At 46.6% G+C, this 23,949-nt stretch carries 18 protein-coding genes; 2 read left to right on the top strand and 16 right to left on the bottom strand.

The window, feature by feature from the left end; translation table 11 throughout:
• The first annotated feature begins 10 nt into the window (after positions 1-10).
• A complete protein-coding gene (locus IM638_13105; GenBank protein MCA6363971.1) occupies positions 11-3,496 on the top strand; it encodes a hypothetical protein in 3,486 nt (1,161 codons plus the stop codon).
• 83 nt (positions 3,497-3,579) lie between these two features.
• On the opposite strand, the gene IM638_13100 is transcribed toward IM638_13105, so the two are convergent.
• The 5 genes from IM638_13100 to IM638_13080 all read right to left on the bottom strand — a co-directional run bounded on the left by IM638_13100 (position 3,580) and on the right by IM638_13080 (position 9,249).
• The gene (locus tag IM638_13100; protein MCA6363970.1) at positions 3,580-4,224 is read right to left on the bottom strand and encodes an outer membrane beta-barrel protein; all 645 of its coding nucleotides are present in this window, start codon (positions 4,222-4,224) and stop codon (positions 3,580-3,582) included.
• Positions 4,225-4,297: 73 nt separating this feature from the next.
• On the bottom strand, positions 4,298-5,080 hold the full coding sequence (locus IM638_13095) for an Omp28-related outer membrane protein (protein ID MCA6363969.1): 783 nt from the start codon (positions 5,078-5,080) through the stop codon (positions 4,298-4,300).
• 1,123 nt (positions 5,081-6,203) lie between these two features.
• Positions 6,204-6,986 (bottom strand): Omp28-related outer membrane protein, encoded by a 783-nt coding sequence (locus tag IM638_13090; GenBank protein MCA6363968.1) that lies wholly within the window; start codon positions 6,984-6,986, stop codon positions 6,204-6,206.
• A gap of 642 nt (positions 6,987-7,628) precedes the next feature.
• Positions 7,629-8,267 carry an outer membrane beta-barrel protein gene (locus IM638_13085; GenBank protein ID MCA6363967.1) on the bottom strand — a complete coding sequence of 213 codons (639 nt, stop codon included), beginning with the start codon at positions 8,265-8,267 and terminating at the stop codon, positions 7,629-7,631.
• 214 nt (positions 8,268-8,481) lie between these two features.
• The gene (locus IM638_13080; GenBank protein ID MCA6363966.1) at positions 8,482-9,249 is read right to left on the bottom strand and encodes an Omp28-related outer membrane protein; all 768 of its coding nucleotides are present in this window, start codon (positions 9,247-9,249) and stop codon (positions 8,482-8,484) included.
• A gap of 223 nt (positions 9,250-9,472) precedes the next feature.
• Between IM638_13080 and IM638_13075 the strand changes: the two genes are divergently transcribed.
• A complete protein-coding gene (locus IM638_13075) occupies positions 9,473-10,660 on the top strand; it encodes a CapA family protein (protein MCA6363965.1) in 1,188 nt (395 codons plus the stop codon).
• 1 nt (position 10,661) lies between these two features.
• On the opposite strand, the gene IM638_13070 is transcribed toward IM638_13075, so the two are convergent.
• The 11 genes from IM638_13070 to IM638_13020 all read right to left on the bottom strand — a co-directional run bounded on the left by IM638_13070 (position 10,662) and on the right by IM638_13020 (position 23,893).
• Positions 10,662-11,078, bottom strand: coding sequence for a J domain-containing protein (locus IM638_13070; protein ID MCA6363964.1), 417 nt, complete (start codon positions 11,076-11,078; stop codon positions 10,662-10,664).
• A 26-nt stretch (positions 11,079-11,104) separates the two neighbouring features.
• A complete protein-coding gene (locus IM638_13065) occupies positions 11,105-12,601 on the bottom strand; it encodes a LysM peptidoglycan-binding domain-containing protein (GenBank protein MCA6363963.1) in 1,497 nt (498 codons plus the stop codon).
• Between the two features lie 202 nt (positions 12,602-12,803).
• Entirely contained in the window at positions 12,804-13,706 is a 903-nt protein-coding gene (locus IM638_13060; protein MCA6363962.1) for a Vps62-related protein, read from the bottom strand.
• 103 nt (positions 13,707-13,809) lie between these two features.
• Positions 13,810-18,774, bottom strand: coding sequence for a hypothetical protein (locus IM638_13055; GenBank protein ID MCA6363961.1), 4,965 nt, complete (start codon positions 18,772-18,774; stop codon positions 13,810-13,812).
• A gap of 60 nt (positions 18,775-18,834) precedes the next feature.
• A complete protein-coding gene (locus IM638_13050) occupies positions 18,835-20,103 on the bottom strand; it encodes a hypothetical protein (GenBank protein MCA6363960.1) in 1,269 nt (422 codons plus the stop codon).
• A 359-nt stretch (positions 20,104-20,462) separates the two neighbouring features.
• Positions 20,463-21,887 carry an Asp-tRNA(Asn)/Glu-tRNA(Gln) amidotransferase subunit GatA gene (gatA, locus tag IM638_13045; GenBank protein MCA6363959.1) on the bottom strand — a complete coding sequence of 475 codons (1,425 nt, stop codon included), beginning with the start codon at positions 21,885-21,887 and terminating at the stop codon, positions 20,463-20,465.
• A 68-nt stretch (positions 21,888-21,955) separates the two neighbouring features.
• A complete protein-coding gene (locus IM638_13040; protein ID MCA6363958.1) occupies positions 21,956-22,150 on the bottom strand; it encodes a twin-arginine translocase TatA/TatE family subunit in 195 nt (64 codons plus the stop codon).
• A gap of 117 nt (positions 22,151-22,267) precedes the next feature.
• Positions 22,268-22,840: a pentapeptide repeat-containing protein gene (locus IM638_13035; GenBank protein ID MCA6363957.1), complete on the bottom strand. Its 573-nt coding sequence runs from the start codon at positions 22,838-22,840 to the stop codon at positions 22,268-22,270.
• 8 nt (positions 22,841-22,848) lie between these two features.
• Complete coding sequence (locus IM638_13030) at positions 22,849-23,367, bottom strand: hypothetical protein (GenBank protein ID MCA6363956.1); 519 nt, start codon at positions 23,365-23,367, stop codon at positions 22,849-22,851.
• Positions 23,368-23,393: 26 nt separating this feature from the next.
• Positions 23,394-23,651 carry a hypothetical protein gene (locus tag IM638_13025; protein ID MCA6363955.1) on the bottom strand — a complete coding sequence of 86 codons (258 nt, stop codon included), beginning with the start codon at positions 23,649-23,651 and terminating at the stop codon, positions 23,394-23,396.
• Between the two features lie 14 nt (positions 23,652-23,665).
• Positions 23,666-23,893 (bottom strand): Fe-Mn family superoxide dismutase, encoded by a 228-nt coding sequence (locus IM638_13020; protein ID MCA6363954.1) that lies wholly within the window; start codon positions 23,891-23,893, stop codon positions 23,666-23,668.
• Between the last annotated feature and the right edge of the window lie 56 nt (positions 23,894-23,949).

The raw sequence follows: 23,949 nt of genomic DNA, 5'->3' as shown, positions 1-23,949 counted from the left end.
CAATCCGAACATGAAACAATATCCGCGCATTTTCTCACTGTCAACCGTTGGGGTGATTTATCACAACAACTGCGACTACCTGCTGCACCCGCTCCGCACCGATTTTACCGGTGGTTCGGGTTCGGGCAAATCGGTTATTGCCGACCTGCTCCAGCTTATTTTTGTGGCCAAGAAAGAATACTGGGAATCGGGCACCGATGTAATGACCACCGAAAAACGTACTGTGGAAGGCATTGTTCTCAAACAAAACGACGGCGCCAACCTCGGTTATGCCTTTGTGAACGTGGAAATTGAAGAGGGTAAATACATTATTGTGGGCACGCACGTGCAAACCACGGCCCGCTCCATTTATCCGTTTATTATTCAGAAAGGGTTCGATTTTTCTTCGGAAACGGAATTCAATCTGGAGCCGAACAACCAGTTTCTGCTTTACCGCGATTTCCTGCAGGGCAACCAGATTCTGCCTATCGACAAGCTGAAAGAGCATCTCGAAAAGCGGGGCATGAACCTGAAACATTTCAACAACCGCACGGCCGAGTTTCACCGTGTGCTTTTCAACAACCAGATTCTGAGCATTGATCTGAGCCAGGATGAGCGCAAGCTCAAAACCTTTGCGCAGATTATCCAGTCGTTCTCGCGCGGTAAAGGCATTGGCGCAAAATCGGAAGACCTGAAAAACTTCCTCTTTGCCAACGACGACGATCAGGGCAAGGAATACGAAAAACGCAAGAAGGAAATTGAAGAAGCCCACGAAGAGTACAAGCGCCGCGCACGCGTGTATGAAATGGTGAAGCTGAAAAAAGACCGCCTGCTTGCCCTGCTTGAAGACAAAAAGAAACGCGACAAGGCCAACCACCGTGCATTGTTTCTGGAAACCGGCTGGACATTCCAGCAAAAAGATGTGGTAGGCCGCGATCTGGTGCGCACACAGAAGGAAACGGCTTATGTAAACCTGCAGCAGATTTTGCTCGAAAAGCGCGTGAATGAGCTGAACATGGAAGCTGTGGAACGCGAACTCGACACCATTACGGCCGAACGCGAAAGACTGGAGCAGGAGCTCGAAAGCCGCAAAAAGCAACGCGAGTTTGCCGATAAAAACCGCGCTTCGTACGAAAATGCCTACAAGATTGCGCAGGACGAATACGACGAAGCCAGCGAACGCTGGACCAAAGTAAAACGCGTGGAAGGCTGGCTGCGTATTTACAAAACCATTGAGGCCGTACGCGAACAGTTTGCGCAACAGGACAAAGTGGCACGCGACCGCGACAAACTCCACGATTTTGAAACCTTCCTTGCCGACCGCCGCATTGAAAGCGCATTTATCGACTCGACCTGGAGCAAAGACTACCGCCTTGCGCAGGCCGAGTACGACGGCCTGATGGATCAGCTCGAAAATGAAATTCACCGCCTTGAACAGCTGTTGCCGCTTTTCGATACTACCAATCAGGATTCGGTAGCGCAGTGGGCCATCCGCAATGCGGGTAAGCTCACCAAAGAGGAAGAATCGGTGCTGATGCATTTTAAAGCACTGAGCACACAGCGCCCCACCGACAAGCGGGACGGAACGCGCTTTATTCCGGAGCCGGATAAAGTATATAAAAACATCAAGCCGGCCGATAAGGATGCGGGCGGTTTCTGGGTGAACCTCGGCGGTGTGCTGGAGTATGTGCCTTACGTGCAGAAACAACTCTTCAACAATCCGGATACGATTGAAAAAGAGCTGAAGAAGTACGGCGATACCATTGAAAAGGAACTCGAAAAACTTACCGCCGAGCGCGACAGCAACCGCCGCCTGCGCGAGCTGCTGACCGAATTCGGCTTTAACCAGCAGGTATCGGAAATTTGGGTGCGACGCGACGAACTGAACCGCTACTCGCCCGATGATACGCTGCTGCTTACGCGCGATGAGTTTGAGTTTACCATTGACCTTTACACCAACCCGAAAAACAACCTTCGCCTGCAATATGAAGAAGCGAAGAAGAGCTGGGAAGACGCATTGCAGAAACTCCGTGAGGCCGATGAAATCATCAACAACTCGCAGGGCAACATTCTGGGCATCGAAGGCCAGATCCGTCAGCTCGAACTTACACAGCTGCCCGACAAAGAGCGTGAACTGAAAGAGTTTAAGCAGGAACGCAAAGCACTTGATGAACGCTATAACGACTGGCTGAAAGACGTGGCAACGTACTTGCGTCCGTCTGAAGGCGAGCAAAGCCAGGTAAAAGTAAACGCCGAAATACGCGCGCTGGAAAAAGAACACAATTCCAGCACGAAGATGATGTACAACGCGTTTACCCAGCGCCTGCAGGAAATTTCGCGCAAGCAGGGCAGCCTTGAGCAGCGCCTCATTGGCCTGATGGAGAAAATGCCCGCACTCGAAAACCGCTACCGCGAAGCACTGGCCCGCTACACCGAAGAAATTGGTGAGTTTGACCCGGCCGAAGCCGCTGAGGAAATTGAAGAAAACCTCGTGAAAAAAGCGCAGGTAACGGTTATTACCACGCAAAAAGCCTACGAAACAAACTACGAAGGCATTCTGCGCGAAGAGAAATTCCAGATCGAAGACGAACGCCTCAAAGGCAATCACCGCTTCGATTTCCAGACACTGGCCGAAGTAATGCTGCCCAAGATTATTAAAGACGGCAGCAACGTGGAAGAAGATCTCCAGAACGACGTGGAAGAACATCTCCGCATCATCAACCAGAAGATGAACGAGATTAACGACCACAAGCTCAAAATCATCAACGGCATCTTCTCCAAAATCGAAGAAGTATATAGCGAATACCGCGACCGTATTGATGATATGCGTGAGTTCTTCCGCCAGAACAAAATCTCCGGCGGCCACTACGTGGAAATCAACTTCGATCCGTCGAAATCATATCCCATCAGCTGGATTCGCAACCTGAACAAACAAATTGCGGCCAAAGCGCAGAACGTGGGCCTGTTCAAAATGTTTGAGGTGGAAAATGAAGGCGCTGATGCCATCATTCTCAAAGCCTTCCTCGAACACAGCGATGGCAAAAACGTGAAGCCGGATATCCGCAAACTCACCAACCCGAAATCGTATTTCGATCTTTCCATCAGCCTCAAAACGCCCAAAGGCGAAGATGCGCCCGGATCAAACGGACAGAACTACACCATGCTGGCACTGCTGTGCATTGCCCGTCTGTCAATCATCGACACCGACCGTTTGAGCCGCAAGGACCGCAAGATCAAAAAAGGCATCCGCTTTATGACCATCGACGAGGTGGCCGGTCTGGGCGAAAACTTCGACATGCTGTATGAACTGGCGAAGAATTACGATTACCAGATTCTCACCATGACCATCGACCCGATTGGCCGTTTTGAAGAGGGCAAGCAAAACATCTACACCCTGCGCAAAAACAACAATCCGGAATTCCACAACGTAAACCCCACACCGTTGGCGCAGTTCAGCTACGACCGTATTGTGGAGCGTCTGGAAGACTACATTCACTCGCTGCAGGTACAGAACTAAACCGGCATTACAGGCGTTCTAAAGCACAAGCGGCGGTCTCATGCAGAGACCGCCGCTTGTGTGTTATCAGAATTTATCTTGAATTAGAATTTCAGACTGATTCCGGTTTGTATCATCGGATACCAAGGCGTGGCATAACCCACTTCTACAAAAACACCAAGCGGTTTGATAATGTAGTAACCCAATCCGCCATACACATTGTAGAAAAAACCTCCGAGTTTTTCATTGGGTGTTATCGGATTGACTTCGCCGAAGGGTTTTACCTTAACAGCAGTAAATCCCAAACCAATGCCCCCGTAAACGTCGATCTTTGCACCAAAGGGCTTGTGAAAAGCCGAACGAATGCCAAATGTAGAAGTATTGTGTTTGAAGCCGAAGCTCACTGATTCGTCGGTCACATCGGTAATCGTCACTTTCTCGCTGTAGATATTGAAAAACGCACCGGCAGAAAGAAAATCCGTTACGTGATAATCACCACGAAAAGCAATAGGAAAACCAGGATCAACCTTTGTGTTGCCGAAATAACCGTAAGACGTACTGTCGTAATCAGAACGGGCAAGAAAACCGGTGGCCGGCTGAATTGTTTTCTGTCCCTGCATAAATGCAAGTTCCTTTTTCCCTCTTTTTTTACGGCGCTTCTTTTTTCTCTTTTTAGCTTCTTCCGCAGAAAGATCGGCCGCTACAAAGCAGAACGCGAGGATAAAGAGTAAGATGATTCTTTTATTCATACAATCGGGGGGATAAAAGAACTCCGAAACCACTACAGTTTCGGAGTTAGAATAAAATAAATAACTGTTTCGGTTAGTTGTGGTTTGTATTGATTACATCAACCGGCATATATGATGTCGGATCGATTTTATACAACACCACTACTGCATGAAGGTTGTTGCGGTTACGCACATCAGCAGGAATCGGAATAGATACTTTCTTATCAAACACGGCACCTGCTTCGCATGAGGTGGTGATGATGGGAGCTCCCCAAGACTGGCCATCCGCTGCGCCACGGAAAATGTGGTCAAACTTACCGGTACCGCTTGAAAGACCTGATTGTTCTTCCTCAATGTTGTCTTCGGTAAGATAAACCGCCAGGCTGTAACGACCTGTGAGTGCTTCAAAAGCTACGGTTTTGGTAGTGATAACGGCGTTGTTGCCTTCAACTTTCAAAGAAAAACCAATACCGGCTTTTGCTTTTGTGTGCACAGCTCTTACCGCGGTGATGCTGTCGTTGATATCAGCTACATCGGGATAGAAGCCCTCACTCAGGTTAACACCGCAGGAAGGAATGCCGCTTACGTCGAAATAATTGAGCAGCCCGCCAGCACCCGGAGGTGTTCCGCTGTTGATATCATCATCTGTGTTTACATTGAGCAATGTGATTTTGCTGCCGTGCTGGCTGGCAATGTCTTTAAAAACCGGATAGCCAACAGAACCGCAGGCACCGCACCAAGTGGCTGAAAACTTAACCACAAGCGGTTTGTAGGTGGTGGAAATGTTGTTGATGTCCTGAGCGGGGACTTCTTTTTTACAGCTGCTAACTGTAAAGAGAAGAGCTGCAAGAGGTAGTACAAGAAGAGCTTTTTTCATAATGCTGTATTTATTGGTGTTGAGCTAACTTTTTTACGTAGCCGATAACGTAACGTTGTGTCTTTAGGTTATTTAACTAAATCTAATGTACAAAAAATTATCTCTCCCGAACATACTTGGGGTTGAAAATTCAATGATTTTCCATATTTTCTAGGTGTAGGGCCGGGGGTTCAAAGAACCAGCAGGACTGGCAACATAGGTATTTGAAACCCTGCGGCAAGATTCATGCGGCCGGGTTTCAAGTGTTGCTGTTTAATCGTGATGGCTGTGCTTTTATCAGTATTCTTTTTTGCCGGTGAGCCGCTGTGTGCGGTAAATACGGCAGGAAACAACTGACGGAGAAACCAACGGCCTGTATTCGACGGATACATTTAAGCGGGATGTAAGCGGCATCCTGAGGCTCATTCTGTCTGAAACCCAAACGTCCCGCAGACGAATCTGAAATCTGACTTTACCCGACACTTTACCGAAATTCAACGGGCAACGGCTTGGCCCGTTTCTATCAAGCGTATTTATTGACGCAAAAAACCGGAACCATTGCTGATTCCGGCTTGTAAATCTATGTGATGAGAATTAAAACTTCACTGAAAGCCCGGCATTAACAATGGGAAGATTCTGCCCATAGCCGCATAAGAAAACCTGCTGCTGCCTGACCCGCAATCTGGCCCTGCATAAAGGCAAGCTCTTTTTTCTTTTTCTTGCTGTCTGCCTTGTTTCATCCTGTTGAAAGCGCCCCACAATCCTGACAACGATAACGCTGTTTACCATTTCGTTTTCCCCCATATTATCAGCCGGGTTGCCGAATACACCCAACACCGCTTTTTTTGACTTTTTTCATAAATCAAAAGACGTTTATTGAACCCGGTTTCAATTAACGTCTCTGAAACTATTGATTCTATTGCCGTTTGAATGGATTTGCCAACCATTTTTTACTATTATATCGTTTTATTCATTCTGTATTAAGTGGTGATATTGGGCTAAAGTCGCCCAATGCTTTTGTAAATGCTGCAGCAAAACACATTACAAGCATTAATAAAAACAAGATTTTACTCAACCCTAAAGGAATAAAAAACTCCGAAACCACTACGGCTTCGGAGTTATAATAGAATGAAATAAAATTTTCTTAGTTATGGTTTGAGTTAATCACATCAACCGGCAATGAGGTAGCCGGGTTGATTTTGTACAATACTACAACCGGGTGCAGGTTGTTGCGATCACGAACGTCGGCCGAAATAGCAATGGTATGTGTTTTATCGAATACTGCACCTGCCTCACAAGAGCTTGTGATGATGGGATCGCCCCAAGGCTGTCCGCTTTCTGCTGCTCGGAAAATGTGATCAAAATGACCGGGGCCGTCTAAAAGACCGTTCTGCTCTTGAACAATATTGTCTTCTGTGAGATAAACAGCAAGGCTGTAGCGACCTGTGAGTGCTTCGAAAGCAACCGTTTTGGTGGTGATAACTGCGTTATTACCTTCTATTTTCATTGAAAAACCAATACCGGCTTTAGCTTTTGGATGCTGAGCTCTTGCAAATTCGATGGTGTCGTTAATTTGAATCGGCCACGGGCTGAAGCCGGCACTTGTGTTTACAGCGCAATAAGGTACATAAGGAACGTTATAGAACGTCCTTAGTTCACTTGACCCCGGAGGAGTCCCGGAATTGATCGCGTCATCAGCATTTATGTTAAGCACGGTAATTGTGCTCCCATGCTGATTCATAATTTCTTGAAAATGCGGATAGCCTTGGGAACCACAAGCATAGCACCAGGTTGCAGCAAACTTAATCACTAAGGGCTTGTACGTTGAAGAAACGTTGTTGATTTTCTGTTCCAGTTCTTCCTTTTTACAGCTGTTCACAAAGAGTGTAAGTGCAACAGATAAAATGAAAAGCGGCGCTTTTTTCATGAGTTAATACTTAGCGATTATTAAGTCATTAGGAAATCAATAACGTGTTATGCCATTTTCAGGCTCAATACGAAATACTAAACTACGAATAAATGTTGCTACACAACGAGTACTTTCAAGAAGCAGACGCTTACAACTGCCCATTCTGTGCTCTTTTCGGAATTTCAAATCAGTTAATAAGCCCGCTATCTTGCTTTTGCAAATTCAACATTAATCCCAAACATATCCTATTTCCACCGGTGTTTGATATGCTTAGTGGCTGCTCTCCATTGGCTGGTTCATTGTTTATTCTAAGCAAGGACTTGACAATTGGACTTTTACGGAAGTAACTGCTCTGACTGATTCCGTGGTTCGTTTTGCGGTAAATTTACAGGAAACCGGATGTGCCCAACAATGCAAATCTGAAATGTTCTAAATGATATTAGCCTTAAGTTTAACAAGTTAACCGTGCAAGAGATTTAATATAGGGGTTGCGTATATTTAACATAAATGTCTGATCTCGGGTTTTGTTTTGTATTTATTTGTTTGAATTATTTATAATAAATCGTTTCTGCGGGTATCGTTTCAGCACTATTGCTTCGGCCTAATCACAAAAAAACCGGAACCATTAGCTGATTCCGGTTTGAATGAGTGCGGCTAAAATTAAAATTTCACCGAGAGCCCGGCATTAATAATGGGAAGATTCTGCCCATAGCCGCCTTCGGCAAACACACCGATATTTTTGGTGAAGTAGAAATTGGTGCCAGCCATTACCGCCCAGGCAAATCCGCCTTTGAGTGGTTGCTGCACGAAATTGTTGTTCCCAAATGGTGTGGCTTTAATGGCCGTAAAGCCTATCGGCAATGCGGCATACACATCAAGCTTACTGTTGTTTAACGGTGCATGAAAGGCCGGACGCAGGAAAAGCATGGTGTATTTATGCTCGTACCCATATACGTTTTCGGGCACAGTTACATCACCAATCGTTACCTTGTCTTTATACATACCAAAGCCGGCGCCAATCCCAAACACGGGTGCCACGCCAAACTCGGCACGCACGCCAAACGGAAAACCGGCATCAACTGTATTGGTGCCGTAAATGGCATAATCAGCTTTGTTATAGTTCGGACGCATGAGGAAACCGGCAGCTACCTGACCTCCAATCTGACCCTGCATAAAGGCAAGTTCCTTTTTCTTTTTCTTTTTCTTGCGGCGCTTTTTCTTTTTCATTTCTTCTGCATTCAGATCGGGCACAAAAATGAGTGCGCACAGCAGAAGAAGCAGAAAGGATTTGATTTTCATCCGGGGAGTGATTTAATTAATGAATACGTGTTTGTTGAGCAAATCAAATATAACAAAGTTCTTTGTGTCAGTTCATATTTTCCGCTTTGACAATGGTCAGACTTTCAGAATTTGCCTAAGAAACAACTTTTTACGCACGAAAAAGGGCAAAAAAAGCCGCCCCGATTGTCGGGGCGGCTTTTTTAAAGGTTGTGTTTACCGCAGCGGCCTTTACTTAAAACTTGTTGGCGTTAAGAACGGCTGTGGGCTGGTTGTTTTCCATTTTGTAGAGAATAGCCACTACATGCAGATTGTCTTTGTTGCGCGACTGGGGAACGGTAATGGTGTATGTACCATCAACTTTGCTGCCTTTGGTAGGATTGGTAGCGCAGAGTGTTCCAAATGCTTTTCCGTCGGCAATAGCACGGAGAATATCGTTGTGCTCTACTTCAGCAGCGGTTTGACCATTCTGCTGTTCCATAATCTTATCTTCGGTTACATACACGGCCAGGTTGTAGGTGCCGGTTACGTCTTCAAAGAATACGGTTTTGGTGTTTACGGTAACTACGTTGCCCGAAATGCTTTTGCTGATGCCGATACCTGCTTTAGCGGTCGGGTTGGCAGCAAGCGCCTGTGTTACTTTGGGCTCAAGGTAGGTCGGATAGGTATCTTCGCCAGTGTTTACAGCCGATGCCGGTGTACCAGAGAAGCCGAAGAAGTCGATAATGTCATCCATACCGGTAGGCTCCTGACTTACGATATCATCGCTGGGGTGCATGAATACACCTACTGTTTTGTACTTATATTCTGCCATGAGGTCGTGCATAGCCGGGTAGCCATACTGACCGCAAGGGCCGCACCAGGTGGCTGAGTATTCAAATACAACGGCTTTATAAACCGATGATACCGACTGAATATCGCCTGAAGCGGCTTCTTCTTTTTTACAGCTTCCGAGGCCGAAAACCAGTGCTGCGGCGGGAATCAGGAGGAGTGACTTTTTCATATTTGTATTGTTTTGCGTTGAGTTCTTAGAAAAAAAGTACGTTTATATAAACGTAATTACTTGTGGTTGGGTTTTTTATGAAACACTAAGTTGAATTAAAAAATCGGGAAATGCAAGATCGGGCCCGATATTTTCATGTAAATACATGTTTTGTCCGGTTTATTCCTGAAATTCAACGTAAAGATGGAGGCTTGGCCTTATTTTTACCCCAAGAAACTGCACCATGATTGCATTATTAAATATCCGCCAAAACCTAGTACAATACCTTTGTGTATCTCAAATTGTGTTTGTTGTGGGCGGCATCTTGCTGGCTGAAGACACTGCGATAAATGTGTCTTCGCGGGCACCTCACGCTTCATCTTTGGCAGCAATGCCCGATTCGGTGGTTACATTTACCATCAACCTGACTGGCGACCTGATGTGCCATTTGCCGCAAACCAAAAATGCGTTGCGGGCCGATGGTCAATATGATTTCACCGGCAGCTTTGCCGAAATTCAACCCGCGCTGGCGGCGGCCGATTTTACAATTGGCAATCTGGAAACCACTACGGCTGGTACCCGCATGCCTTACGCCGGCTATCCGGCCTTCAATTCGCCTGATGCGTATATCAGTGCGCTGAAAGCGGCCGGTTTTGATTTTCTGGTTACCGCCAACAACCACAGCATGGACACCGGCGAAAACGGCCTGCTCCGCACCATTGAACAGATTAGTAAAAACGGCCTCGGCTACACCGGCACACACACCTCTGCTGCCGACCGCGACTCCATTCGCATTGCGGAAATTAAAGGCACGCGTATGGCCGTTTTAAACTACACCTACGGCACAAACGGTGCTTATCCGAGCGCGGCACATAAGTGGATGCTCAATGTAGAAGACAGCACACTTGTGAAAACAGACATTGCACGCGCGCGTAAAAACGGCGCTGAATTAGTCCTTGTCTTTTTTCACTGGGGCATCGAAAATCGTGGCGAGCCAACAGCAAAACAAGACAGTATGTTCCGCTATACCGCAGCAGCCGGAGCCGACCTCATTATCGGCGCTCATCCGCACGTGGTTGGGCCCATGCAAAAATTCAAAACTCAAAACGGTGCCACACTCGACACCGGCCTTGTAGCCTGGTCGCTGGGCAATTTCATCTCCAACCAATACTGGCGCTACACCGATGCGGGTGTAATTCTCACCCTCACTCTTGAAAAAAATTTCACCACCGGGAAAATTGCATTGAAATCGGCCGAAATTGTGCCCACATGGGTTTATCGCGCCTATCATCCCGCATTAAAAAACCATGTTATTATTCCTGGTCTTTGGTGCAGCCGTGATTCGCTTCCGGCCTGGATAGATGCTGAATCAAAACGACGACTTTGTGAGGCGGATGCGGATACGCGGAAGATGATGCTGCCGGTGCGGTGAGTTATCTCCTCCTCCACCTTTCCTGCATCCACGGAATAACCGGAATGAGCATAAGCCAGAGCGGCGTAAGCAGAAACAGCAGCAGAAACAGTACCGGTGTAAAAATGCGGTAGATCACTGCACCCGTTTTGCGCCAGAATTTTTGTCGCCGAGTAAGTGACTCCTGCTTTTTGCGGTAAATAGCATGATACGTGGCCGATTTACGGCGGGCGGCAACCGGTTTAAGCGGATCAGGCGGATAGTTGTTGGCGAGCAGACGCTCGTAGGCTTCCACCAGCGCATTGAACTTGTCTTTTGATGCAGGATCGGCAGATGTATCGGGGTGAAGCTGAAACGCGCGTTTACGGTAGGCTTTCCGAATAGCCTCTTCGCTGCAGTTGGCGGGCAGTCCCAGCAATTTCAGATCATCGGCACGCATGCAGGGTAAACAGACGTAAACGCTGCTTAGTTTTTCTTCACTTTAATTTTCTGCCCGGCATAGAGTTTATAGTTCGCTCCGAATCCGTTCAGCTTTTTGATTTCGTCAACCGTGGTGCCGTATTTCTGGGCTATTTTCCAGAGGTTATCGCCGTTTTTTACGGTGTAGTATGTAAAGGATCCGGTAGCTGGTTTTACAGTAGCCGGGGGCTGCGAAGTTGTTTGTGTTGGCTGCGTGGTAGCCGCCGGTGTCTGCGTGGTGGTTTCGGGGGCTGCAGTGGCGGGACTTTTTACGGGCGTATAAATGGTGAGTTTTTGTCCGGGACGCAGCGTGTTGCTCTTTAAGTTATTCCATGCGCGTATGTCGGCCACGGTGCATTTATAGCGTCGGGCAATGGTGCTTATTTGTTCGCCCTTTTTCACTGTGTGTACTTTTTTCACCTGCACGTATGTATCGGCGGCAAGGGTGCTGTCTTTTTTGATGTAATTATAAATGGCTTCTTCGTTGGCTACGAAGTTGCCCACTTTAGAGGCCGGCAGCACCAGCGTATAAGGCTCGTTGAGCGATAGCGGAATCACACCCAGTTTATACATGGGGTTGAGGAACTGCAGCTCATCAACCGGCACACCCAGCACGGCTTCTATTTGTCCGAAAGTAAGTTGCTGCTTCACAGCTACCGTATCTACTTCAATAAATGTTTTGCGGGGCACGGAGGCAAAGAGGTTGTGCTCTGCATGGTAATTCATTACGTAATTGGCAGCGATGAATGCGGGCACATAGCCTTGCGTTTCAAGTGGAAGAAAAGGGCGAATTTCCCAATATGTTTTTTTGCCGCCACCTGCGCGACGGATGGCTCGGTTAACTGTTCCCGGCCCGCTGTTATAAGCCGCAAGTACCATTTGCCAGTCGCCAAACATGCCGTAAAGAGCTTTGAGGTATTCGCAGGCGGCCTGGGTGGATTTGTACGGATCACAACGCTCATCCACATAGGAAGTCACCTCAAGGCCGTACATTTTGCCGGTGGTGTACATAAACTGCCAGAGGCCGCGTGCACCGGCTTTGGATGTAGCCGAAGGGTTGAGCGCCGATTCGATAACGGCAAGGTGTTTAAGTTCGAGCGGGAGATTGTATTTGTCGAGCTGCTGCTCGAACATGGGATAGTACAACTGCGAAAGCGCCAGCATTTTCTCCACCGAAGCCCGTTTGCGCAGGGTATAGAGATTAATGTAGGCCTGCACATCGTTGTTATACACAAGATCAAATGGCGACTGGCTGTTGAGTCGGCCCAGGCGGGCTTCCATCACCACGGCATCGGGGCGGGGCACGGAATCAGCCGCATAGTGAAACTTATTGCCCTGCCGTTGCGGCTGCCGGGGCAAACGCGCCAGGTATGATTTACGCGCCAGACTATCCAGCATTGCAGCCACCTGATCGTCGGGAAAGCGCGGCGGATCGGGTTGTTGCGCCTGAACGGAGCAGGCAAGCAGCAGTGCGGCAAGCAGTGGCAGGAAGCGTAATGTCATTGGCCGTTTCTGGGTTAAATTCCTTGTATTCAACGAAAAAGCATACCGTTGTGGTATGCCTTGTTTTACAAATATCGCATTTTGAGGGAGATGTGCAAGGGGCGTTCGTCGAATGTTTTGGGTTAAAGAGTGTTAAGAGATTTCATGCACATTGCTATACCGGGTAATGATTAATACGCTGATCTGTTTGGGGAGCAGTACGCTATTGCGATAATGTCTTTTCAATCATTTCCATATCAAACACATGAATAACTTCGCCTGATGGCACACGATGGCTGGCGTGTGCCCAGAAGGTGCCCAGTTGCGAATTAAACCAAAGGGATACATTTCTGTCGGCACCAGAGCCTTTGTCGTTCCAGAGTAAACACGACTTATCCGCTTTGATCGCTTTCGTGAATTTTTTTTCGATACATACCATGGCTTTTTCAGACGGTTTGTTGCTGTGTCCGCGCGAAGCCATCATGCCCATGGCCACATAGCCTGATGGCGGGATTGGGCGCCATATTGCACCATCCTGATCAGCACCTGAGCCGGAATCTTTCCAAACCCTTTCATAGTCAACCGGATGTTTCCATTTAATAAAACTGTTTTTAGTGTTAAATGTAATTACGCCAAAACTGCTTTTAGGCGCTTTATAGCTCGGATAACCGGTGTGGCCGAGAATTGCATAGCCCTTTTCAGGATCAGGTATATACAATGAAATACTGCCTTTTGCCCCACTTCCTTTATCCCACCATACGCGCGTAAGATCGTTGGTAAGTTGCAGCAGTCCGTTAATCTGAGATGTTCTTTCCTGCTTTTCTTTCGCTTTCAAAAGTTCTGTTTCTGCCGCTTTAAGTTCGTTTTTCTTGGACGCCAGTAAGGCCTCATTTTCTATAAGAATTTTCTCAGCGTCAGCTTTCACCTTTGTGGCCTGCAGAAGCGCCTTTGCTTCTATTTCGCTGGCTTTTTGTTTAGCCTGTTCAATAATAGCCTCTGGCTTTTGTGTTTCTCGTGTTATTTTTTCTGCTTTATCAATTCGCAATTTAGCTGCATCTACCACATTCTTTACCTCTGCCTTTACCTTTGGAGAGCTGATTTTCTGTTTGATGATTATTGTGGTCATAAACTGTCTTTTTGTTACTGTTTTTCAATTCTGTTTTTTGATTCCCGCTTCGCGGAGAACAATTCTGTGTATGCTTGATGGTAGCTAGCCTTGCCTGGCAACCTCAAAAAAGATCATCGAAAAAATCTCCTATTGCTGATATTGCCGTTTTGCCAATGCTTGTGGCAAAACCGCCGATGCTTGTGAATCCTGATTTAATACTTCCTATGCCTGAGCTCAACGTATTTACAGCCGCATTACTGATACTCGTTGCCAGACCCTTTACATTACTTATTTCCTGTCCGATCTGAGCTATTTCTTTGGCTACATCCTGCGCGGTATTGCTCACTGCGTTTGCAGCAACGCCTGCTGCATCTATAGTAAGGCGGCCTGCAATCTCTGCATTATTCACAAGCTTCTCTCCTTCACGGTAAGCGGCATTTGCCGCGTTAACTGTAAACGCTGCAGTTTCTTCCGCAGCATTAACAATTTGACCAGCAGCCATATTAATAATTGCTGCAAAATCTACAGCCATGTTTTCAATAATTGCAGCTACCTCTCGTGCTACTTTTTCGGCCACTTCCTCAATTGAAGAGGGTGCAACGGTAAGTGTAAAGGAAGCAAAGCTTAAAGACTTGCCCGCAAAATCAAACTTGCCGCTTACTGAGGAATGAAATCCCTTTTTGGTAATTGTGGTGTTCATTGTTACTGCAGTTTTAATTCTCGACATATTTACCCGTCCGGATAAGCCGGGAATCAGGCCCAGGACGCTGTCAAGCTCCAAAAGATCAAGATCAAGTTCTACATTAAAAGAAGTAGTGCCTGATAATTCCGGGAACCCGGCTCTTTCAACAATCCTGAACTGTTGCTGCATTGTAAGCCACTTCCCGGAAATAATAAATCCGGTTGCTGTTATGCTTACTGTACCATCCATCAGATTAACCCCGCCAATCTTAACAGCCGTTTTTCCGGCTAGCTCAAACTTTGTTTTGGAAAGTGCGCCGCTCACCTCGCCGGTAATACGCACCAATGGATTATCCGGGAATAGATCAAGTTGTGCCTGCACATTAAATGCGGCAGGGCTTACAGAGAACGTTCCTTTAATTACTGATGTCTGTCCGATTTTCAAATCGGCGGCTCCGCCCATGATAAACCATTGGTTTGCTTTTGCCCCAGGGTCAATTGTAACATAACCGGCAAATGATGCGGCCAGAAAATCGATGAATGTGCCAGTGTATCGAAATGCACTTGCGAAGTTGCTCAATGGCGATCCGAGCAACCCGTAAACGGCATCGAGTTTAACGAATCCGAGATTTGCCTGTCCTTTCAGAAACACTGCAAGAGACTTGTCTTGTGCAGAGGGCGATATTGATAGCGGACGTACAACACTTTCTATATCGGTTGTTGAAAGATTAATTTTCTGATATGCTCCGTCTTTTAGTTCTTTCCCGGTGGTCACCAGCCATGCTGCATTAAACGAAAAGAATGCAAAAGAAAAGCTCAAACTACCCACCCGCTTATCAATGGGAATACTTCGTATGAGCTCCTCTATTCTGAATGTTTTTAGCCAGTTTAAGCCATGTGCAATGTTTTCATATACCGCCACTGAAATTAAATTGCTCGTTTCACCCAGTGTAACCTGTCCGAGATAGTTCGGTAGTTTCACATATTGTGGCCCTAGGGTAAAATTAACCGGCGTGATAAATGGCGATTTATTCGGATCGAGCAGAAAGCCGGGTTTGAGAAGAAAATCAGTCATCTGTTGCAACACACCGGCAAGCCCTTGAGCTCCGCCCGATGGTTTGGGAAAACGAAATTCTGACCGTATCTGAAATCCTTCGAAACCAGAATAATTCAAACTCAGTTCATCATAAAACACCGGCACAGGCATTGGATTAGCGGCGCCAATGGCAATAACAGAAAGCAGTTTTTTTAATACAATCGTTTTATGCAGGCTGGCTGTTGGGGGTAATATCTGCTCAAATCCGGAGGGAATAAGCGCAGCCGCGAGGAGTGTGGGAATATCAAAAAAATCAATCTTGGCATCCACTTCAAGCACCATCATTTTGCCCCTTACGGCTTCTCCAACTAAAATGCTCTTTAACTCAAGGCCGATAAATGCGCCGGAAGCAAACAATAAAATTCGCACCGGTTCATTTTCATCTGGTACAGCCAGCTTCAGCATAAGGTTGCTGAGGCCTTGCCCATAGGCTATTTCAAACGAAAGCGCTTTGGGTATAGCGATATTGAAGTATGCCTTGAAACGATCTGGCAGCTTATCGGTTCTGCTGTTAATTATTTTAAGCACGTCTGCAACGGCCGGCGGCACATTCAATTCGGAAAAGCGGAAATTCCCGCTTGCATCCACAAGTCGTATATCGCGCAGCGGAATCGTATCAGGCAATGCTTTATTCAAAACATCCAGGCCACAATTCTGTAAAAGGCTTTTTAGTAGTCTGAGAGGAATGGCAAGTGTGCGTGTAATTTCAAATCCTCCTGAGGCAGAAAAACTTCGGGCGGCCTCGTTATAGCTAAACGTCGGCATTTCGATGCGGCCAGCGCCACAATCACCAAAATCAAATGGCAGCCAGGTTTTACCGTTTTGCACAACGGCATCTACACTTTGCAACGGACTGTCAAGCAACTGAAGCCGGGTTCCGGTTTCGTTTCGGGTGAAACGTGTATCAATAATTGTATAGCCCGGATTTTGTGAATCGTATGTTTTGAAAATGCGGTATTTTGGTGCTCCGTTTTTATCGGCGCCAAACAGCATGTTCAACTCTTCAGGCAACCCGACTCCTACGCCAAGAGCAACATGATATGGTTTTGTACCTGCCGGCGAATTGATCTGAAGACTTACCTCTTTTACAATATCACCCAGTTCTTTAAGCTGTTCGCCAATAACCGGTAGTTTGGTGATACTGCCCAATTTCATAGCAAATTCAAAACACCATTTTTTATTCGTGTCCTGAAATGCGCGAAGTGAGGCATCTCCAAATTCATCGGAAACTGCGGCTAATGTAAATTCTTTTTTATCGCTTCTATACGAAAACGATGCCTTTGAAAAGTGAAAATCAACCGGCAACTCCGGTAAGGCATCAATTCCAAATAATGCTACAAAATCTGCAAGCGATATTGTTTCTCCATCAGTCGTTTGCCACGCGCCTGAAAGTAATTTGTTGTTCCCGATGACGTACGAGACGGTGAACAAGGCTTCGCCGATAGCAATCCGGCATTCGATATTACCGGCAATTGACGTTTTTCCAGTGGCCGGATTTTTTTTACTGTTCAGGTCAATAAACGTAATCACATTAAAAACAGCAGGCCCGATACTTATTGGTTCGTTGGTTTTTACATACGCTTTAATGCTAAAGTGCTTTGTGTTTTTTTCAAACCTTAGCTTCAAGTTATACACCGACACATCGGGTATCGGAAACTCGGCTGTTGCTCCAAATGCGTTGCCTACACTATTTACAAGTTTAGTTACCGGTAAATCGCCTTCGTAATTTCCGCATTCAAACACCCAGCCCTCTGCTGCAGAATTTAGATAGGCACTGGCATAAAACAGAATTTCGTCAATTTGAAGCTCTCCGTATATACGGCCGGAAACCGGGTAAGTGTAAACAATCGGCGCTTCTTCTGTTTCTGCAGGAAGTTCTTCTCGATCACGTTGTATTTCAAACTGTAGCTTTTTAAATACAGCAACTTCACCACCAAGATTAATATTCCAGTTCTGCTGTATTTCTCCCGACAGGGAAAACGTTTGCTCGGTTACACTTGCTCCGAAATTGAAGTCGGTACAAACCGCGTCAGGCATTTCGTCAAGTTCAACACCCAGTATGTTCTGAACCAGTGGCTTGAGATCAACCGTTTGACCTTCGGCAATGTAGCAGCCCAAATCGCCCTGAGGAAGTGTAAGGTAACCCTCCATTTCGTTGCCCAGAAATGCTGCTTTCATAAAGAGCACTGCGCTGCCTGAGGGCAACCCATCTTCATCGGCACTCAGAATAAATTTGGCGCTCATTCCGGAAAGCACAAGCCGGTTGGTAAAAAGCCGGATTACCGACGAGGTTGCTATTTCGGCATACGCACTTTGCAAGCCGGGAGGATCTGTAAGAAGATCGAACCCGATTTTTTGAAGTGAAAGATTTTCCGGCTGCGGAAAAAATTCCGGGAAAAGCGAATCAGCCTCAGGAAGCCCGATTAACGCGGCAAGGTCACTCAGTAATAATGGCTGAGTATTTATCCCGAAATCGCTTTCGAGGTTTAGAAACAGCGTTTGCATTGCGCCAAAAGAAGCCGCAAGCGGAATACGGAACAACTGCCCGTTAAGCGTTCTGTTGATGTATGTTTCAAGCCGGCCAAAGTCAACAGGAACATCATTGCCCCGAAAGGCATTACCATCGGGCAGCAATGCCACCACTTGCAAAACCAGCGGCAGTGTCATATCATTTATGCCAAAATCCCAACTACTGCTGCTGAACCAAAGTTTCGGGAATCCGTCTCTTATTTCAATTGGCCCGCCTATAGTTATATGCTCAACTGTACTTGAAAGCGCCAGCCATGAAAACGACGGGGGTAAATTTCTTAGCGCAACTTTTGCCTCGAATGTGAGACCTCGCTTAATACTGGTTTCAGCAATAATCGGGTCGGGTTTATACCCCCAAGGAAGCTGAAAATCTTCCGGTAACGGATTTTCATTTGCGGAATCAAGCTCAAATACCGGCTGAAAATAAGGCGGCTCGGCTACGGCTGTATCTGCAAGCAAAGGGATGCTTTTTGCTATGTGCCAGTCTTCGGGAAAATTGCTGAACCGTATGCGAAGTCGGGGAGAATCATCCTTTACACTGAAAAATAATTGCGCCCGTAAATTCGAAACGCCCAAAAACTCCTGCTGCAAGGTTCCGCTTACCACTATTTCCGATTCAGAATACGCTGCGTTAACAAGTGTAAGGTCGAGCCGAAGTGTCGGGAAAAAATCACGAAACATCTTTTCTGTGGCAATGCCCGGCAAATCGTTCTGCGTAATGAAAAACGTGCTGCCTGCTAATTGGTTTTTTACCTTCGCTTCTATTTCGCTAAATACCATCTGAATGCGTGTTGAAGATTAAATGAGAATGATGCTGCAACAATGACTTATGAGGCTTAATCAATACTGAACAGTAAATTCAATAGGAAAGTGGTCGCTCATGCCGTATTCAAAGCAGGCTGCATTAAGATCCTTTACTTTATCATCCTTATCCTCCAAATAGGCGGATATTATATCGATCTTTTTTCTTGTACTAATAATATCTTTGACTACTGTTTCATATTGATAACGTGATAATTTAGCTTTTTTTAATTCAGAAATTGAAAAATCAAGACTACCTTCATTTCGATATTTTATTATTCTTTTATTTGAAAAATAGATCAACAATTCATCTATTTCTTGCCACGTTTTTTTTATTGTTGCACTTAGTAAGTATGTTTTTGATGTATATAATTTCTTATAGTCTTGTATTGATGTTTGCAAATAACCGAGTTCATGACTCAGGGACACAAACGACCCGTTATATTGATGTCTTTTTGTTTTTAAATATAAATAACTACAATAGTTTTTGACATCATCTTCTAAATCTTTTAACAGCCCATTTTCAATAAATTCTATAGTCACCGGAAATGTTAATATTGAATACACGTTTTCTGGTTTCTTAACATTTTTAAGGTTTATTTGTGGTTCGCCAACGTTTGCTTTGCTGAGCCAAACCTGATCATAAGGCTGACTTTCTTCGTCACCACTTTTAATTATTGTCCGAAATGTTTTTAAGCTTGTTTTTAATGGTGTGGTGTTGTCAAGTTCAAAAGGGCCTCTATGCGTAAAATCAGGGTTTAAGCTCTCCCGAATTTTACCATACTCTGTTCGTTTGAAATTTAAGTCGCCAAAAAATATTACATTATATTTTTGTTGACGTGCCGTTAAAAGTTGCTGTTTTGCGGCCTGTATAACTTGTGCTCTATCTTCTACTCGCATAGAAGGAGATGGGGCGTGTAATACGGCAAAAACCAAGTTGGTCTGTTTTAGTTTAACCCAAAAGCCCTGCCGAATTTTCGTTGATTTAATCGTTGTCAAACCAAAAAGACCGTTTTGATCAAAACAGCATTTTTTTTCGTCATAAATGATAAAATACGATTCCCCGAAAGTGTCTATAGTTAATAATTGATATTTAGCCCCTATTTGATATTTTATATATTGTTTAATTTGATAATCAATTCTTTTATCTCCAGTTTCAAGCAAAAAATTAAGGTCGTAGCTCACCATTAATTTGCAAATAGCATTAATCCTTTGATTAGGCTTAATGAGTCCTCCTTGTTTTCCTTTCCGGCTCATTTGAAGCGTAAGATTCCGCACATTCCAAAACATACATTTTAATTCGTTCATACCTTTTTTGATTACGTAATACAGTAGTTGTGCTGGCAATACCCGCACAAAGGAGTTTTATAGATGAAGTCAAATCGTTTACGTAAACATGTAACGCAGATTTTTCTTCGTGTTAAGTTATTTCTGGTTGAGGTTGACAGAAAACAAAGCCTACTTGTTTTCAAGTACAAAATAAGCTTTTTTGTACTACATCCACTTCTTAACACCTGTATTAAAGATTACGCCGCGTGCAGCCTGAAAAACAGCTTGCTAATACAGAAAACACAAATAAAAAACCAGCAGCCGGTTTTGCCTGCTGCTGGTTCTATGATTGAATTATGCTTTTCGGGTTGTTTTCGTGATTTCTTACTTACAATTCTTTACCCCAACGCTTCCACCACCTTAGCCAGTGCCAGCAATTTGCTCTCGGTAAAATTGGCACTCATCAGCTGTACCCCGAAAGGCAAACCGGCAGCGGTTTTACCGGCGGGAACTGAAATGGCCGGAATGCCCGTGAGGTTAGCTTGCACGGTGAAAATGTCTTCGAGGTACATTTTGATGGGATCGGCGGAGTTGGCGCCGAACTGGAATGCTGCTCCGGGCGTGCTGGGCAGCAAAATGGCATCGTACTGCGCCAGAATTTCGTTGGTTTTGTCGCGCAGCAGGCGGCGTACTTTCTGGCCTTTGGAGTAATAAGCATCGTAGAAGCCGGCGCTGAGTACAAAAGTGCCCAGCATGATGCGGCGTTTTACCTCAGGCCCGAAGCCTTCGCTGCGCGATTTTTTGTAGGTTGATTCGAGGTCGGTGGCATTGGGGCTGCGGTAGCCGTAGCGGATGCCGTCGAAACGGGCGAGGTTGCTTGATGCCTCGGCAGTGGTGAGCACGTAGTACGCAGGCACGAGGTAATCGAGATAGGGAAACTTCACCGTTTCTACCGTGTGGCCGAGCGCGCGCAGCTGCTCAATACGCTTGTGCATGGTGGCGCGTATTTCGGTGTCGAGCCCTTCGCTGTTCAGGCCTTCGTCGAGCACAGCAATGCGTAAGGCTTTGGGCGCATCGAGCTTTTGCGTGTAAGTCTCAACCGGCTGCGACGACAGTGTGCCGTCGTATTCATCCATACCGGCAATGACTTCGAGAATGGCAGCGGCATCGTCCACATTTTTAGTAATGGGCCCCACCTGATCGAACGACGAAGCGTAGGCAATGATGCCCCAGCGCGATACCCGTCCGTAAGTAGGCTTAAGCCCAACCACGCCGCAAAACGAGGCTGGCTGACGGATTGAGCCTCCGGTATCAGTGCCGAGTGTGGCCAGACAGAGATCGGCCGCCACGGCTGCTGCCGAACCGCCCGATGAGCCGCCGGGTACGCGGGTAATGTCGTGCGGGTTTTTTACGGTGCCAAAAGCCGAGTTTTCGTTGGAGCTGCCCATGGCAAACTCGTCGCAATTGGTGCGGCCAATGATTATGGCATCGGCATCGAGCAGGCGTTGCGCCACGGTAGATGTGTAGGGCGAAACAAAGCCTTCGAGGATTTTTGACGAGGCCGAGACCTTGTGCCCGTTTACGCAGATATTGTCTTTGAGGCCGATCACCATGCCTGCAAGCGCACCGGCAGTACCGGCGGCTACTTTGGCATCAACCGCTTTGGCCTGCGCGCGGGCGGTGTCGGCAAAAACTTCGAGGAAAATGTTGAGGTGCGTATTGGCCGCAATGCGCTCGATATATGCCTCAACCAATGCGGCGCAGGTTACACGGCCGCTGAATAAATCCGCACGAACGGCGGCAAGAGAAGAATAGGAATTCACAGGCGATGCCATACGTGGTAAGCCCGCTGTGCATGAATCAATCCGGCCTGCGGGCGCGGGTTGTTGAATTAATCTTTTTTCTGTTCAGGCGTGTTGCTGTCAACGCCTTTTGAAGCGTCTTTAAACTCTTTTACACCCCGGCCCAGACCGCGCATAAGCTGCGGAATTTTGGTGCCGCCGAAAAGAAGCAGTACCACAACGAGGATGATTACTAATTCTCCGGTTCCCAAACCGAAAGCACCTAAGATGGTTAACGATGTCATGATCGTAGAAGATTGAACAGCAAAGGTAAGGTTTTTTTCAGTGTGGGAGTGGGCGTGAGGGCCGGTTTTGGCACTGCCACGCTGGAATTTTGGTGAAAAATGCCGGGGAAGGCTTTATTAAGGTTCAATTTTCAGGTCGTATTTCCCCAGCAAACCCGGCAGTGAAGTGAGCGAGAAGCGGGCTTTTTTGAGTTTGTTTTGTTCGGGGTCAATGTCAAAACTGGAGGCGGTGCGCAGGTCGGCTTTATCGAGAATGGTTTTGTAAAAATTGGCCCCGGTTAAATCGCAATTGTCAAACACCGCCTCAGTGAGGTCGGTTTCTTCGAAATCGGTTTGTTTGAGCGAGCAGGAGGTGAACACGGTTTTCTTCATTTTCTGTTTGAAGAATACCGAGTAATCGAGTATGCTGTGCAGGAAGGCAACCGAAAACATAAAGGGATTGCATTCGCCGAAATTTACGCCTGTTACTTTACTGTGTTCGAATATGCAGTTTTTGAAGGCTGTGTTTTTTACATCGGCCAGCGAGAGGTTGCAGTGCAGGAAGCGGCAATCGACAAAATCAACCGCAGAAAGATTTGCTTTTGAAAAGTCGCAGTGCTCAAATGTGCAGGCCATGTATTCGCCTTTGGGGAAGCCGGTTTCGGTGTAGGTTTGGCGGGTTATGGTTTGGTTTTCGGTGAGGAGCGGCATGAGGTAAGTTATTTGCCCGCTTTTTTGAATGCAGCGAGGTAAATTTTGCGGATGCTGTTTTTTTCTTCCTTTTCGCACACCTGTTCCAGCGCAGGGCGCAATGATTTCTGATGTGGGGTGCCGAGTTTGAGTATTTCGCTGAGGGCAAATGCCGCGCTCCAGCGCACTACGGTGCCGGTGTGTGTAGTATTGCCCAGCAATGCGGCAATGGCTTCGTCGAGTTTGTTTGGGAAAAGTGATGCCGTATTACCAATCACTTTTGCCGATTCCCATTTAATGCGGGGCGCTTTGGCTGCCAGTGTGGTAATTACGAATGAAAAAGCCGCTTCATCTGCAATTTCAGGCTGCTGCATAGTGGCAAACTCAAGTGCCTCAATGCAGGTGGCTTTTGCCGGGTCTTTTGCTGATGCTGCAAACTCAGTAAGCTGAGCGGGTGTAATTTGTTTGTTGAGCAGCATACTGCTCAGCAATTCCGTTTTTTGTTTGGGTTTGGTGGCTTTGCCGGCCAACACATCAGCAATGGTCATATTTATAAACGTTTTCCTGCTGCAAATCAGCCGACGTAATTACCTGTCATTTCCGGCGATTCATCGGAGCGTACTCGTCTGCGTACATGGCTGGCCATTACTTCAGGAGCTTTTGACCTGGAAGCGGCCAGCGTAAAAAGGCTCCACAAAAAAGGCACAAGCAGGCAAAGCCACTGATGGGTCTTTCGCACACGCTCAGTAAACACATGGCTTTTGTTCAATACGCGTATAGCGAATACGGCAAGTACACTGTGCAGAAAAAGCAGAATGAGAGCGGGTATCATGTTAAAGAATTTACTTACCCATTGGCAAACAACTCACCGGCCTTATCCCAGTTTACCACATTCCAGAATGCATTGATATAATCGGGGCGGCGGTTCTGGTAGTGGAGATAATAGGCATGTTCCCACACATCGAGCGCCAGCACCGGGCGGCCTTTAAAATCGCTGATGTCCATGAGTGCGCTGTTCCTGCATGGCCTGCAAAAGGGCGGATTGCGTGCGGGGCGAGGCGCGGTTGATTTCATCGGCCATCAGCAATTGGCAGAAGATCGGCCCCTTCAGGAAGCGAAAGCCCCGCCGG

Source organism: Bacteroidota bacterium (assembly GCA_020402865.1).
Taxonomy (GTDB): domain Bacteria; phylum Bacteroidota; class Bacteroidia; order Palsa-965; family Palsa-965.
This window is presented reverse-complemented; position numbering and strand designations above follow the sequence as displayed.